Genomic DNA, 15,326 nt, shown 5'->3' on the forward strand with positions numbered 1-15,326 from the left:
CTTCCATCACGAACACCGTGAGCAGAAGCGGCTTTGCTTTCGTTTAGCCTTCAATGAGATATTGCTGTTTGCGGAATTCGCTTGGCGTCACGCCGCTAATTTTCTTAAACATCCGGTTGAAGGAATTTATGTTCTGATAGCCGACTTGGGAGGCTACATCTTGAATGCGCAGATCGGCGCCTTTAAGAAGCGATTTGGCCAGATCAATCCGGTAATTGTTAATGTAATCGATAAAGTTCATGCCCGTCTTGGATTTAAAATATGTCGATAGATAACTGGCGGAGATATTGAGCTTGTCGGACAAAATATCAAGCGTAATATCGTCCCGGTAATGCTGCTCCATATATTTCATCACGAACTCTATGATATTGTCGCGTGAAGCTTTCTTCTCATTTACACGAGCCATCGCAAAGGTGAGCAGCTTGATCAAATAGTGCTGCAGCTCTTCTTGATTAGAGCAGCTGCGTGGTTTACCGGACAACGCCAGATAGCTCTGAAGTGCCTGCGAATCGAGATGGAGAGAAGCGAATGTTTTGGTCACCAGCTGGGCGATATTCTCTGCAAAATCAAAATACTGGATTGCCGTTGCGGCTTTCTTCTCCAACTGCCCGAGCACCTTGGAGACGATGCGCAGCACGAATTCTTCATTGCCTGCTGACAAATTCGTATACAGCTCTTGCTCTTGTCCGCCGGTCATCGCAGCATGCCAATCCGGCTGCGGCTCGGCCGCCGAAATAATCTGGGTTACATTGTCAAGCTTACGGTAGTCGAGTAGAGCTTGTACTTGCTCGTACGCACGCGTTAAATCAGCAGAATGCCGATATAAGCTGCCGACGCCGATCGTAATGGACCAATATCGCTGGTCAAGGTCGAAGACCGTCTTCAAGCTGCCGAGAAACGACGGGATGTCTTCCTGAATGGAGTCTCCGATAACGAGCGACAGAATGAGATCATGTTCGAGCTGTATCGTTTGCGTCTGCACATAAGTCTTCAAATGGGAATCGATATATTCGCGTACGAAGAAGGAGGCTTTTCCTTCATCTGCGTCAATGTCACGGAAGAACGAAGGCGTAAACTGCAGTCGAAACAGGAGAAGACGGTACGGCTCCTGGATGGAGAAGTCATATAACTCTTGATCCTTCAGCTTAATGTTCTTGATTTTATTCATAAAAGCAAAGTAGCTTAGCAAGGAGTTCTTGCGGCTGTTGGCTTGATCGATCGTGTTGTTGGTCTGAACGAGGTGTCGGACTTGATCGTTTATGTATTTAAATTCGTGTATGCTGCTCTGAACGGCGGAAGGAGCGTTTAACGTCTGGATGGACTCCATGATACGCTTGACCGGATTGTGGAATCGTTTCGTGAAGAACCAAGCGGCACAAATGCTGACAATCGTGAACACGATCAATAGCGTGAGCAGAATCGAGTTGATTTTGCTGATTTGAGCCGAAATCTGATTGTCAGGAACGATCTTGACGTAACGAATGCCGGTGACTGCGCCTGTTTTGGTGAAATAATAAATTTCGTTCCGGTTTACATAATTGGAATCGCTATCCCAGGCAGGCAGAGTGGCTTCGACCTGCTCACCGACATTGTCGGCGGCTAAACGGTTTCCGGACGAATCCAGCAGGATGAATTGATCTTGCGAAGAATCGTGGAAATCTCTGAGCATTTGGTTTAAATCAAGCATAACGATGACTTGATAATCCGGGAAGAATTTGTTCCGAACTATAACAGGCATGTAGCGGCCCTTGGCCGTCAGTTGATTGATCGTCTTCTCTTGGAACGTGGAGGAAGGCAGAATGCTGTAGCTGCCCGGCTTGCTGAATTGCTCCGACCAGAACGCCGGCGAATAGTCCGCACTTTGATAATAGTGAGTAAACATTTCATTGGCGCTTGCACCGCGGTCACCTGAAATGACAAAGTTGCTTTTCTTGAAATAGATGAAAATATTTTGCACGGCGATATCCTTATGGCTCAAGTAGCTGTTAATGGATCGCATTAGCGATCGTCCATTCAAATAGTCGAGGGTCGGTCGATTAAGCGTAGTCAATTTCTCGTCCAGCAGCAGATCCAGGCCGATATTCCGGATTTGATTGAAATGGTTCTCGTAGTTCTCAATGGTTTTATTCATGCTTAAGGTGTTGTATTTGATCACTTCGTCTGTGGCGTGATTCTTGAGTAGGGTGAAGGAGAAGAAAAAGAATGAGATAAGCGGGATGAGGATGGCTAGAAAGCTAAGTAAAAGCTGAATGAACAGGGAGCCTGCAGCGTGCTTGAGGAGCCCGATTTTTCCCATTGTGTTCCTCCTCTTCCATCATTGGAATACATGAGATGTCCCCATAGTAGCATCGGGAAACTGTTAAATCAAGGTAGAAAATTGTAATTATATAGGATTGGCAATCCACGCGACAATAGCTGAAATAGGCAAAATTCCTTGATTATAGGAGGAGATCGAAGGTCATTCTGTCGAATAACATAGCAAAATGATCGCGCTGAACGAGGTTGAAGGAGGGCAATCGTATGAAGAAGAACGGGATTACAGGCGTGCTCATCATCTCCATGTTCGCGCTCCTAGCTGCATGCAATGGCGAGGATGAATTTACGAATCTCGCCGATTCTGCAAGCAATCGGACCGCTGCGGAGGTTAATGCGCCGGGTTCGAACAATACCGAAGCCAAAGCGCGCGAGGCAGTTCGGGTTTCCTATATGGATGGCTTATGGGATGCTGTCATTCCATCACCGGATAGTCCCGCGGTTCAAGCGATTAACGAGAAATTCGGCATTGAATTCAACCCGCAATTTTACTACATGCAGGAATACCCGGATAAACTTGCGGTCACGATGGCAGGCGGTGATTTACCCGATATGATTGGCCTAGAGAATCCCGATGCAGGTTACGTCAGGTGGGCGAAGCAAGGTGCGTTCCTTCCGTTAAACGACCTTATTAAGAACTACCCCGCGTTATCCAAAATACCGCAAAGCGCCTGGCAATCGGTTTCCGTCGACGGGAATATCTATGCGATTCCAAGATGGTTTACGAAGAAATATGGCAAACAACCGGTGATCCGGAAGGACTGGCTGGACAATTTAGGTCTGCCGATGCCCACGAACTACAAGGAACTGCGCGATGTATTGATCGCCTTTACCATGAATGACCCCGATAAGAACGGGAAGGATGACACCCTGGGATTAGGGTTGTCCTCCGTCGGCACCGGACTCTTGTATGGAGCCGCAATGGGGGCCGGGTACGACTCCGCCGCTTGGTATGAGCGGAATGATGCAGGGCAGCTCATTCCCGGCACCATTACGAATCGTAATAAGGAACAGATCCAATTTCTATCGGAGCTCTATTCGGAAGGTGCCATAGCAAAAGATTGGGCGGTCTCCAAAATGAGCGATGTGCGCAATGATTTCTTCTCCGGAAAGTTCGGGATGTATTTCGAACAGCCCTATGATTTCAATGAGCAACGCTTTACGGCGCTGCGAGAGCTTCAGCCTTCGGCTAAACTGGCCGTCATTCCGCCTTTTCTGCAAGATGACGGTCAAAGCGGCTATGTCTCCTCCAGCAATGGCGTCTATCAGATGATTATGCTGAATGCCGAACTGAAGAAGCAGCCTGAGAAGGTGAACCTCATTCTGGGCATGCTCGATTATATGAGCAGTTGGATTCCGTGGGAGGACCGCAACCCGGGGAATGGGGATTTCGACTGGCAATATGGCGGTGTGGATCGGGGCTATGTGATGAAAGACGGCATACCGGTCGAGATAGCAGATGCCCAAGAGCTGCGTCCCAAAAATTACTTGATCGGTCGGTATTGGCCGCCAAGCGACGAAGCGGTGCAGCCGCAAAATTCCTTCGGGGATCCCCTTGCGAAGCAATTCGTACAAGACGCGGTCGACACCTTGAAAGGGTATAAGTTTTATCGCAACCCGGTCGATTACATCACTTCTCCGCTGCGCAACGAGCTGGAATCGGAGCTTGAACTAGCGTTTACGGATCATGTCACGCGCATGATTGTCGGTGACGAACCCCTCTCCGGTTGGGATTCGGCAGTCGAGGAGTATTTAAGCAATGGGGGGCAAGCGATAATAGATGAAGTGAACAGACTCATTAAGGAGCGGCAGATCACGCCGGGATGGGAGTAACGATGGTTCTATAGAGCTGTCTCAAAAGCGCGCAGAGCGACTTTTGAGACAGCTCTTTTTGCGTAGTCGCTGAGAGGGCATGAAAGTGGCGAGCAACAGAATTTTCAGCCATTACGAATAATTGGATCGAGCTTGGACAGCCCATCATTATTTTATCGACCTGGTCGATTTTATTGTTACTTCACTTTTTTTCACCTGAACGAATAAATCGTTGAAGCAGTCAAAGAACAGTCGATTTTCATCTCATCGTTCATCTTATACGCTTGGTGCGAGGGGTACATCTCGTTTAACCAATCAAGCTAACGGGAGGGAGGGGTATGTATGACAACTAGAAGGTTATTGATTGCGGTTGTTGTGATGACCTTAACTACTACCCTTGCCGTCTGTCGCGGAGGAAACCATGGGGGCATTAAAGACGGAGAGAAGAGCACGGCGAATGCTGCGAGCGATAGCACGGCAACTACGGACAATGCTGCCGCAATCACCGTCGCCGAAGAGTCTGCGCAATCGAAGGAGAAGTTCGCTGTTTCGTACATGGATGGACTTTGGGATACCGCGATTCCGGCTCCTGTAGGTCCGGCGGTTACGGCAATCAATGAGAAGTTCGACATTGACTTCAAGCCTCGGTTTATATACATGCAGGAATATCCGGATAAACTGGCGGTTACCATGGCGGGCGGCGACTTGCCGGATATGATCGGTCAAGAAGGACCTGACGCCAACTTTGTAAAGTGGGCAAAGCAAGGAGCTTTCCTTCCACTCAATGACATCATCAAGAATTACCCGACCTTATCGCAAATTCCACAAGATATTTGGGACTCCGTTTCAGTCGATGGCAATGTGTATGCCATTCCGAGGTGGTTCCCTAAGAAATATGGGAAACGTCCGGTCATTCGAAAAGACTGGCTCGACAACCTCGGTCTCAAGATGCCTACAAACTATGAAGAGCTGAAGCATGCGCTGGTCGCCTTTACGAAACAGGATCCGGATAAGAACGGCAGGAACGATACGCTTGGCATGGGTATTTCTTCTGTCGGAACAGGTCTCCTATACGGCGCAGCAATGAGCGTAGGCTGGGATTCCGGCGCATGGTATTACAAGAATGACAAAGGACAGCTCATTCCGGGCACGATTACGAGCCGGCACAAGGATGAAATTCAATTCCTGGCAGATCTGTACAAGGAAGGCGCATTGTCGAAAGACTGGGCGGTCGCGAAGCAAAGCGATGTACGGAATGATTTCTTCACCGGCAAGTATGGGATGTATTTCGAACAGCCGTATGATTTTAACCAGAAGCGTTTCACGGCTCTCAGAGAGCTGCAGCCTACAGCAAATCTGGCCATTATTCCTCCGTTCGCACAAGAAGACGGCCTAAGCGGTTACGTCGCTTCCGGTAAAGGCTTCTACCAAATGATTATGCTCAACGGCAATTTGAAGGATCAACCGGAGAAAGCAGACCGGATTCTCGGCATGCTCGACTATATGAGCACGTTCGTTCCTTGGGAGCAGCGAAATGCGGATCATGCTGATTTTGATTGGCAAAACGGAGGTTTAGGCAAAGGGTACGAAATCAAAGACGGAATCCCGGTCGATATTCCGGATGCGCAAGACGCACGTCCGAAGAGCTACCTCATTGGCCGTTATTGGGCGCCAAACGAAGAAGCGGTACAGCCGCAAAATTCGTTCACAGATCCGCTGGCGAAGCAGTTCGTTCAAGATGCGGTGGAGACGCTCAAGGCAGTGAAGTTCTACAAGAATCCGGTAGACTACATCACTTCGGCAGTGGCAGACGAGAAAGGATCAGAGCTTGATCAAGCCTTCACTGACCATGTGACACGGATGATTGTCGGCAATGAGAAGATGGACAACTGGGATACGGCGGTCAAAGAGTATCTGGACAACGGGGGCCAAGAAATCATCGATGACGTGAACAAAATCATTAGGGAGAAAAATGTAACTCCGGGCTGGGAGTAAGCGTGTAAGCGGCAGCTAAATGCGGGAACCCGCGATGGAGGTCCGGGGTTCCTGTCTGTTAGCAGATAAGGAAGGAGAATGCTGATGTATCCGATTTCGAATCAAGAGCTTTATGAATGGTGCAAAGTGCCGGTTAACGAGCTTCTGGACCACCCGAAACGCCGAATTCCATTACGACTGGTGGAGGATTCGGCTGAGATGGGGATGCTCATGGCACGGGAATTTGCCGATGACATCCGACTGGCAAACGCAGAAGGCCGTCCCTTCCGAGCGATTGTGCCATGCGGACCAAAGGCATGGTATGAGCCATTCGTCAAGATCATTAACGAGGAGAGCATCGAGCTAACGAATTTGACCGTGTTTCATATGGATGAGTGCTTGGATTGGGAAGGGAAACTGCTCTCCCGCAAAGACCCGTATAACTTTAGAAGTTTCATGGAGACGCATTTCTATGGCGGGGTCCGGCCTGAGCTTGCCGTCCCCCATAAGCAGCGGTATTTCCCGGTTCCCTCTGCCATTGAAACCATCAAGTCTCGTATCGCCGAAGCGCCTATTGATCTGACGCTTGGCGGATGGGGGCAAGATGGACATCTCGCCTACAATCAAGCACGCAGACATCCATACAGCTCCATTACGGTGGAACAGCTGCGGAATTCGGAGATCCGCGTCCAGGATAATAATCTCGATACGATCATTGCGCTCGCCCAGCGCACCTATGGCGGTGCCTATCAATTCGTGCCGCCGATGTCGATTACCCTTGGCATGAGAGAATGCCTGTCCGCTAAGAAGATAAGGATTTACAGCGATACCGGTGCTTGGAAGCAGACCGCGCTCCGCGTTGCCTTATTCTCAGGCGAAACCGCCGAGTATCCGATGACCCTGCTTCAATCACATCCGGATGCGCTCCTTACAGCAACACTCGAAACGGCAGCACATCCCATTGCCGAGCATCCGGAATGGGAAATAAACGGGGTGCAGGTATGAGCGCGCTGCGACCCATATCGGATACGCGTTATCGCTATCGCCGCCTAATCGGTACCGGCGGAATCGGATCCGGTATCTTGTTCCGGCTTGCAGGCAATCAGACGCTTGGCCGAAACGAAAGCCGGCTCGGCGAACTGACGACCCATCAAGATTTCTGCAAGCTGCATATTATTTGCCATTACCCGGCTGTTCTGCTGTGCGAGCAGAGGATGGAAGAAGAGGAGAGCTTCAAGCTTTATCCGATCGGTAAGGTGGGTAACGACCTGGAAGGAAAGGCACTGCTAGAGCAGATGGCTGCTTCCGGGATGTTTGTCGACTATGTGAGCTGCTTGTCGGAGGCCAAGACATTATTCAGCGTTTGTTTTCAATATCCCGATCTGGCAGGAGGAAACATCACGACTTCCAACAGCGCCAGTGAACAGGTGCTCCCGCAAGATATCAGCCTTGCATTCGACCGGTTCCCAGCGGATGGGAGCTCGGAAATTGTGCTTGCCGCTCCGGAGGTTCCGCTTGCCGCTCGCATCACACTCCTCGAAAGAGGCAGAGCCCGGAAGAGCTTCAACGCCGCAGCCTTATTATCTTCCGAAGCAGCCGAGTTCAAGGAACTTGGCGGATTTGCGCTTACGGATCTGATTGCGGTTAATCGTGATGAAGCTTGCCGCATCGCAGGACTAGCATCAGAGTCGGCGGATGCGGAGTCGGAGTTGGGAGGCAGACCATTAGCCGCTGCCTGTGCGAGCTATCTTAGCGGCCATAATGCCGGGATGAAGATGATTATGACGGATGGCGCAGCCGGTTGTTACAGCTATGAGAACGGCCATCTCGCGTATACCCCTTCGCTGAAGGTGGAGGCCGTAAGCTCGGCAGGGGCCGGCGATGCATTGCTGGGCGGCGTCATTAGCGGTTTGAGCTGCGGCCTGCCGTTCGCCAAGGCAAGCAGCGATGCTTACTTCGGCGAAACGCCGCTCGAAAGCGCGGTGGAGCTCGGCGCATTGATCGCCGCGCTGGCAGTCACTTCGCCGCATTCCATTCATCTTGAGCTGAATGCGAAACTGCTCGCGGCATTTGCCCTAGAGAACGAGCTTCCAATGACGGCGGCCTTCAGGTACATGCTGGGTGCAGGTCAATTATAGGAGGGAGAGTGAAGCACGATGAAGGTAAAAGTAAGACTTGTTCAGCGGTTCCAAGCTGCCAGCAAAGAACAATTCTTAACGTTGGAACGTCAATTCGCCTTACTCGAACGCGAGAACCCGGCGTTCCCGAAGGGAAAGCGTTATTTGCCTTACAGCGGCAGAGAAGCCGGAAACACGCTGATCTGGGAATGTGAATTTGAATCTCTCGAAGCAGCTAATCAGGCGCTGATTTTCCTCGAGCAGGATACGAGTCATGAAGAGCTGGCCCAGCGTCAGCTGCCCTATTTTCAAGACGCCTATACCGAAATCTACCGATTGCTGGAGGACTGACGATGTCGACGAAGATGAAGATTCTCCCGATCGAGGACGTCATTCCCGAGACGAACATCATCGTCATCTCCCCGCATTACGATGACTTTCTATTTTTTCTGGGAGGGTACGTGCTGGAGCTGAAAGAACGAGGCCTCCTACATACGAAACAGTTCCGCATCATCAACGTGTTCTCACGCAGTAATTATTTGGCGCATACCGGAAGCGGAAATTTCGACGCCGGTCTGGAGCGCATCAAGCTGGCAACCGGTAAGCGGCTGCTGGAAGATTTGAATTGTATCGATGAGCTGTTGAATCCCTACAATTACGGCTACGAGCTGTTAGCAGAATATGAATGCTTCACCAGAGGCAAAGCGCTGGCAAGCAGCGAAATGGAGTTTCCGCATGGCATGTTCCCGGATTTCGATGAGCGAGATCAACAGATTTACGATCGGATGCTCGAACGAATAGCGCAATGGGCGATGCTGCCCGATACAGCGCTGGTATTCCCGATCGCTTTCAAGGAGCATATCGACCACTTTATCGTGCGTGAAGCTGCGGTTCGAATAGCTAGCGGGCTTGGCAGCGAGGCGCGGGCAGCTTTTTATTTTCAAGAAGATAAGCCTTACGGAGGGATTGCAACGGAGGAGGAGGAAGCGCGAATCGATGCGTTTATCCTTGCGCACCGACTGGAGCGGCGCGGTTATCGCCATCATCCGGAGAGCGTCGCGGACCTTGCCTTCAAGCATTACATCAGCCAAGTCGATGAGGTCTATCGGATTGGTGTTCGCAATCGGGCAGATGCGCTCAGCAGGATGTACGAAACAGCCTTTCCTTGCGATCAACTATTTCGCTATCCAAGCTAGGTAACCAAAGGGGTTATGCTCGGGTCCATGAAAGGCTGATGAGGCAGGAGATTACGCGATTGTAGGCTAAGGAGGCGGATAAAAGGTGGAGAAAACGTACGACATCACCTACGAAACGAGCTTTGGTGGCGAGTGCCCAGACCGATTAACAGCGTATGCAGGCGAGAAGTTAAAGCTGTTCTTCGTGCCAAGCGTGAAGCATGGCCGAGAAATCGTCGAATTCATTCGTCGAACCGGAGTTTCGTATGAGACGGTAACAATCGACAGAGCTTGGGATCTGAACAAATGGGGAATCGGCGATTACTACGATATTCGAGCATCGGTCGATGATCAGCATATCATGTTCGACAACTTAGAGAAGGTGCTGACCTCGGAGCAGCACTATGATGTGCTTGTAATTCCGGCCGTGAACGGCTGGTCGAATTTCACCGCTGCTTCGAGAGAAGCGATCCTTCGCCGAGTGGAGGCAGGCGCGGGGCTTGTGCTCATGCGCCCTTTCCACGGAGAAGACAAGCCGAAATCCGCGGAACTCGAAACGTTATCGCCGCTGGCAAACCTGTTCGAAGAGGGCTTCGCTGTTGACAACAATGCCGGAGAAGGCTATCCCAAGGTACGCTTCGACCTGCTGAAATCAGGTCGATGGACGGCTGCGAAGTCCCACTTTATTACAAGCGGCATCCCGCTTGAGCTGCTGCCTTGCGAAGAATTGGCCTATTACCCGTATCAAGCAGCAGGGGATGTACTGATCGAAGCCGAGGATGGCTCGCCGATTGCTGCGGTAAGGAGCTATGGCAAAGGCAGAGTGGTCGCGTTCGGGTACTACCCTCGCGATATCCTGCCTCAACATAAAGAATTTACCGGCAAGGAATCGACCTACGATGCGGTAATTGACAGGTGGGCGGGAGCAAAGAGCAGCTGCACGTTTGCCTATCTGGAATCATTCTATGAGCTTGTCTATCGAAGCGTGATTTGGGCCGCTAAACGGGAGTCCGGCTGTTTGATAGAGCCGCCTGCTCGCAACGCACAGGAATGGATTATACGTACTTCGGGATCCCTGACTCCGGATCATATCCGGTATTCGATCAAGAATGCGTATGATGAGCTTATTGCTGAGGGGAATTGCGAGGCCGGTGTGCTTTCGTTACCGGAGCAATTGGCGAGCGGCGGGGAATTCCGCGTGGAGTTGAATGCGTACGCCGCAGAGTCGTTGGTGGACTTTGCGACATTCGGCCTCTCTCAGCCACTTCGGGCATTTATAGTGGAAGCCGCACTCAGCCATCAGTCGCTTAAAGTGGGAGAAACGCTGCGGCTGACGCTGCAATTGCAAGGAGAACCAAGCGAGCTGCGCGTGCAGATCGTCGATGATTACGGCAATGTCTTGCAGCAAAAGGTGACGGCAATTAATGGCGGAAGTGATTCATTCACCAGCGAATACCGGCCAACCTCCATGAAATCCATGCATGTTACGGTACAAGCAGAGGTGAGGATTGGCGACCATCTCGTACAGCGCTGGACATCGGAGAAAATCGTAGTGACGCCGGTCCATAGACAGCTCGAGGATTTCGAAGTGTTCACAGCGCCGCAAAATCGGGGCCATGGCGATTTTCTCGGACTCATCGGAGAGCGTTACCATGAGATCGGCATTACCGGTTTGTTCCCCGGCAGCGCGAAGACGCTCACGATGTCAGGGGCAGAAGGACTCGGCGTGTATTGGTACCATCGAGGGCCTTATGTGGAACGGAAGGAGCAGTATTATCGGACGAAAGATAAGCAGTATCTCGTTCGTACGCCTTGTCTGAATGATCCGGCGTTCTGGGAAGGGCTGCAGCATAAGATTACAAGTAAAGTTTCGCAATTCAAACATTTTGGACCGATTGCCTATTTCGCCAATGATGAAGGCTCGTTGACCTGTTACACCGATGAGCTTGACCTTTGTTTCTGTTCCTACTGCCTGGGAGAGATGAGGGAGTGGCTCAAACTAGAATATGAGGGCGACATCGATTTGCTCAATTCATCATGGGGCACCGCATATAGCAGTTGGCATGAGGCGTATCCCCTTACTCGCGAGGAAGCGAAAAGAAAGGCCAGTTATGCACCTTGGGCCGATCATCGACGTTTCATGGAAAACACGTTCATTGAAGCTTACCGGCGCATTGCCGCCATCGTGAAGGGGAAAGACGAAGACGGCGTCATTCGGATGTCCGGCTGTCAGGCGTCCACAGCCTACTCCGGTTATGATTATTACCGTCTTCATCAGCATGTCGGCTATTTCGAAGCCTATGGCGTCGGCAACCAATACGAGTTCCACCGGTCCTTCGCAAAACCCGGCACTATTATTGGCGGCTGGTTTGGTTATGGGGTCGATGGCGTGACGGCGAAACACGGCGTATGGCATGGCGTCTATCATGGCTTAACGTTATGCAATCTTTTCTGGGAGTTCAGCCTGTTGAATCCGGACTATTCGCTCAGCACCAGTGCAAAGGATCTCAGCGTCCCGTTCAAAGAAATTCGTGAAGAGGGAATTGGCAAACTGCTGCTGCATGTGGCTGAGCGGGATCATTGCGGCATCGCCATTCATTATTCAATGGCATCTGTACGAGGTACTGCGATAGCGGCGGATAAAGCTCGTTTCCAAAGCAACCGTCAAGGCTGGATCGATATGCTGGAGGATAGCGGCTATCAATATTCGTTTGTCGCCTCGCAGCAGATCGAAGCAGGAGAACTGCTAAGCAGTCCATTCAAACTGCTTGTATTGCCTTATTCCATCGCGCTAAGCGCAGCTGAAGCGGAGGCGATTACCTGCTTCGTCCAGCAAGGCGGCGTCATCATCGGCGATATTCAAACGGGATTGATGGATAAGCATTGCACGCCGTTGGCGCAAGGACAGCTTGACGATTTGTTTGGCATCGAGCGACTGTCGACGGAAGCGGAGCCGTTCTATAATAACGATGGGTTTGTACCGAATGCCGACTTCCCTTATTTTGCGCCTGATGAGTCGTTCCAGGATGCTCGGATTGCGGAATTCGGCATCCGTTCAAGCGAGGGACATTCAGCTTTCCGCGATGATTTTATGCGGAAGATCGCAGCTGTGAATGTACGCCAGTATGGCAAAGGGAAAGCCGTCTATTTGAATCTCGCATTGGCTGAATATTCACAGCTTCGCCGTCAAGCACAAGGAGGCACTGCACTGCGAGAGCTAATCGGCAACGTGATCGCGTTATCCGAAGCAAGCAAGCCTGCGGAGCTTACGCAGATCGATGGAAAAGCGGTGCATGCAGGCTGCGAAAGCTTCTATTACTCGAATGGAAATGCGGCTTATGCAGCAGTTCTTCGCAAACTAAGCGACGTGCAAACGCTGGGTCATGACGGTTTGGCGGTAGGCGGCGGGAAGAAGCAAGAGGACGAGGCTTCACTGCTTCGGTTCCATTTTGCCAACCATGCGCATGTCTATGACATTCGAGAACGCCGTTACTTAGGCTATACCGATTATGCGGAATTCGCGCTTGCCGAAGGGGATACGAAGCTATTTTCCTTGCTGCCTTGTCAAGTTACCGATTTAGGTTTAACGGCTAATCGCGAATGGAGACGAGGAGCGACAGAACAAATCAGCTTCGCACTCGAAACGGATCAGGATGCGGAGCCTGAATTCGCGAGTGTAATTAGCTTTCATATTAGCGGACCTGGCGGTACAAGAGATTGGCTCTATTCCGATAACATTCGTCTGGAGCGCACCAATTACGTGCATGAGATCACGGTTCCCTGCAATGCGCGCACAGGAATTTGGACCGTGACGGCGAAAGATACAGCGACCGGAATGTCTGCCCAAATTGAAGTGACAATCGTATAGGGAATTCTACTCTGAACTCGGAGGTTTAGCGATGAATGATTATTTGACGGCGCATGCAGCTTGGGAGCAGGCGGGAAATTGGATAACGAAAGATACGGTCATCGATTGCGAAACGCCATTCATCAAGGAAATGCTGAGCAGCGTTGCATGCAACCAGACGAAGGATACGTACTTGAAGCGGATTACCTTCCGATACGGAGCGACGTCAGCTGTTCGGGCGATCATCCGCGAACGACTTCATTGCGAATATGCGGAGGTTGAAGAAGGGTACGTGATTCATATCGCAGCTGATGAAATCACGGTATACGCAGAGCAACAACGCGGATTGATGTATGGAGCGGTCACCTTATCCAAGTATGCGGACCGGAGCCATGGTTATGTGAATGAAGGCATCGTTTACAACGTCCCTGCTTGTCCGGTAAGAGGGCTGAAAGTGTATCTTCCGACGGAGGACGGTATCGCTTATTTCAAAACTTTCGTCGATATGCTGGTTCACTTCAAATACAATACCATTGTCATCGAAGTCGGCGGGGCTATGGAATATAAGAAACATCCTGAAATCAACGAAGGCTGGGTTCGCTATTGCGAGGAAATGTACGAATACAGCGGCAAGACTATCGTTATCCAGGAGAAGACCTTCTCCTGGTACAAGAATTCGATCCATGCCGAGAACGGGGGAGGCCGCTTCCTCTCACAGAAGCAAGTGCGAGAGCTCGTGGATTATTGCAAAGAGCGTAACTTGGCTGTCATTCCCGAAGTGCCTTGCCTCAGCCATTGCGATTATTTGCTTATCAATCATCCCGAAATTCGCGAGCGTCATCACGATCCCTATCCGGATACGTATTGTCCATCTGACGAACGTTCGTATGAGCTGTTGTTTGATGTATTGGACGAGGTGCTGGACGTGTTTGAGCCGAGGACGGTTCATATCGGCCATGATGAGCTGTACTCGATCGGATTGTGCGACAAATGCAAAACAAAACCGGCAGAGCAGCTCTATGCGGACGATATCAAGCGCATCTACAACTACCTGCAGGAGCGCGGAGCTCAAACGATGATTTGGAGCGAGAAGCTGCTGAACGCCGTTACCGCTGAGGGCAAAACCTACGGCGGCTCCGAGAGACGAATGGTCGATTATGAAACAGGCGTCTATATGGGAGAAACGATTCCTGCCACATACAAAGCGATTGACCTCGTTCCGCGCGATATCATCATGATGCATTGGTATTGGGGCATCGAGCGGCATTTCGACCAGCCGTTTATCGAGCGGGGGATGCCGGTTGTATTCGGCAACTTCGACGGGCCATCCTTCGCAGATTGGAGCACGCGGCTAAGCGATGGACCGCTTGGCGGCATTATTTCCAACTGGAGCGCCTTGAAGGAAGAGAATCTGCAGCGAAACGGCGTGCTGTTCTCCATGGCTTACGCGGCCTATATGTTCTGGAGTGATACGTACGACGATATGCAGCATGAGGAAACAGCGAGTCTGGCTTTCGATGCGCTGTATCGATACAGGTATCGCGAGGCGCTGCGCGAAGCGGGAACAAGTGCCGGAACTTCGTACGTGGAGGTTCTGCATACGACCGATCATCTTCGGGAATACCATCAATTCATCGACGGCATCTACCTAGACAACAAGGAATTTCGGATAGGCGAGTACGTGCTTGAGTACGAGGATGGAGCGAGGGTTGGCGTACCGATTACGTACGGCTTCAACATCTCGAATAAGGATCGCTTCTGGGATCGCAAGCTAACCAAAGGCAGTGTCCATACGGCAGCGCAATATGACGTTGATCCGATACTGTATGAAGCAGCTTTCACCTCTTTACCTGTGCAGATTGGTCAAGAAACCTTCTATAAATGGCTAATCACCAATCCATATCCGGACAAAACGATTACTGCCGTCAGGCTGACTGTAGACAATCCGGTATCGGGAAACATATGGGTGCGAGCCATAACTCATGTTCCGGATCGTTCTGATGCGATGAAAGCTGAAATCCCGGAACCAATCCGTATCCTGGGAGAGGCCAATTTGGCTTCAAATTAGTCACATTGTTGGAAAGCATG

Annotated in this window: 9 protein-coding genes; 8 read left to right on the forward strand and 1 reads right to left on the reverse strand. The window is 50.9% G+C overall.

Annotated features, from left to right (window positions below; translation table 11 throughout):
- Positions 1 to 43 precede the first annotated feature (43 nt).
- Complete coding sequence (locus I8J30_RS14760) at positions 44 to 2,296, reverse strand: helix-turn-helix domain-containing protein (protein WP_210658879.1); 2,253 nt, start codon at positions 2,294 to 2,296, stop codon at positions 44 to 46.
- 224 nt (positions 2,297 to 2,520) lie between these two features.
- On the opposite strand from I8J30_RS14760, the gene I8J30_RS14765 reads away from it, so the two are divergent.
- The 8 genes from I8J30_RS14765 to I8J30_RS14800 all read left to right on the forward strand — a co-directional run bounded on the left by I8J30_RS14765 (position 2,521) and on the right by I8J30_RS14800 (position 15,306).
- On the forward strand, positions 2,521 to 4,146 hold the full coding sequence (locus I8J30_RS14765) for an extracellular solute-binding protein (protein WP_210658881.1): 1,626 nt from the start codon (positions 2,521 to 2,523) through the stop codon (positions 4,144 to 4,146).
- Positions 4,147 to 4,467: 321 nt separating this feature from the next.
- Positions 4,468 to 6,120 (forward strand): extracellular solute-binding protein, encoded by a 1,653-nt coding sequence (locus I8J30_RS14770; protein ID WP_210658883.1) that lies wholly within the window; start codon positions 4,468 to 4,470, stop codon positions 6,118 to 6,120.
- Positions 6,121 to 6,204: 84 nt separating this feature from the next.
- On the forward strand, positions 6,205 to 7,104 hold the full coding sequence (locus tag I8J30_RS14775; protein ID WP_210658885.1) for a sugar phosphate isomerase family: 900 nt from the start codon (positions 6,205 to 6,207) through the stop codon (positions 7,102 to 7,104).
- Positions 7,101 to 8,237 (forward strand): carbohydrate kinase family protein, encoded by a 1,137-nt coding sequence (locus I8J30_RS14780; protein WP_210658887.1) that lies wholly within the window; start codon positions 7,101 to 7,103, stop codon positions 8,235 to 8,237. Before I8J30_RS14775 ends, I8J30_RS14780 begins: the two co-directional genes overlap by 4 nt.
- Positions 8,238 to 8,255: 18 nt before the next feature.
- A complete protein-coding gene (locus tag I8J30_RS14785) occupies positions 8,256 to 8,567 on the forward strand; it encodes a hypothetical protein (RefSeq protein WP_210658888.1) in 312 nt (103 codons plus the stop codon).
- Positions 8,568 to 8,569: 2 nt separating this feature from the next.
- A complete protein-coding gene (locus I8J30_RS14790; RefSeq protein ID WP_210658890.1) occupies positions 8,570 to 9,412 on the forward strand; it encodes a hypothetical protein in 843 nt (280 codons plus the stop codon).
- An 85-nt stretch (positions 9,413 to 9,497) separates the two neighbouring features.
- On the forward strand, positions 9,498 to 13,259 hold the full coding sequence (locus I8J30_RS34020) for a beta-galactosidase trimerization domain-containing protein (protein WP_210658892.1): 3,762 nt from the start codon (positions 9,498 to 9,500) through the stop codon (positions 13,257 to 13,259).
- Between the two features lie 31 nt (positions 13,260 to 13,290).
- A complete protein-coding gene (locus tag I8J30_RS14800; protein WP_210658894.1) occupies positions 13,291 to 15,306 on the forward strand; it encodes a family 20 glycosylhydrolase in 2,016 nt (671 codons plus the stop codon).
- Positions 15,307 to 15,326: the final 20 nt, after the last annotated feature.

It is taken from the genome of Paenibacillus lignilyticus (genome assembly GCF_017942085.1).
In the GTDB taxonomy this organism is placed as follows: domain Bacteria; phylum Bacillota; class Bacilli; order Paenibacillales; family Paenibacillaceae; genus Paenibacillus_Z; species Paenibacillus_Z lignilyticus.

Bases quoted from the DNA above. Each gene is read 5' to 3' on its own strand.
- I8J30_RS14760 (WP_210658879.1), bottom strand. From the start codon at position 2,296: ATGGGAAAAATCGGGCTCCTCAAGCACGCTGCAGGCTCCCTGTTCATT.
- I8J30_RS14775 (WP_210658885.1), top strand. From the start codon at position 6,205: ATGTATCCGATTTCGAATCAAGAGCTTTATGAATGGTGCAAAGTGCCG.
- I8J30_RS14785 (WP_210658888.1), top strand. From the start codon at position 8,256: ATGAAGGTAAAAGTAAGACTTGTTCAGCGGTTCCAAGCTGCCAGCAAA.
- I8J30_RS14790 (WP_210658890.1), top strand. From the start codon at position 8,570: ATGTCGACGAAGATGAAGATTCTCCCGATCGAGGACGTCATTCCCGAG.
- I8J30_RS14780 (WP_210658887.1), top strand. From the start codon at position 7,101: ATGAGCGCGCTGCGACCCATATCGGATACGCGTTATCGCTATCGCCGC.
- I8J30_RS14765 (WP_210658881.1), top strand. From the start codon at position 2,521: ATGAAGAAGAACGGGATTACAGGCGTGCTCATCATCTCCATGTTCGCG.
- I8J30_RS14770 (WP_210658883.1), top strand. From the start codon at position 4,468: ATGACAACTAGAAGGTTATTGATTGCGGTTGTTGTGATGACCTTAACT.
- I8J30_RS14800 (WP_210658894.1), top strand. From the start codon at position 13,291: ATGAATGATTATTTGACGGCGCATGCAGCTTGGGAGCAGGCGGGAAAT.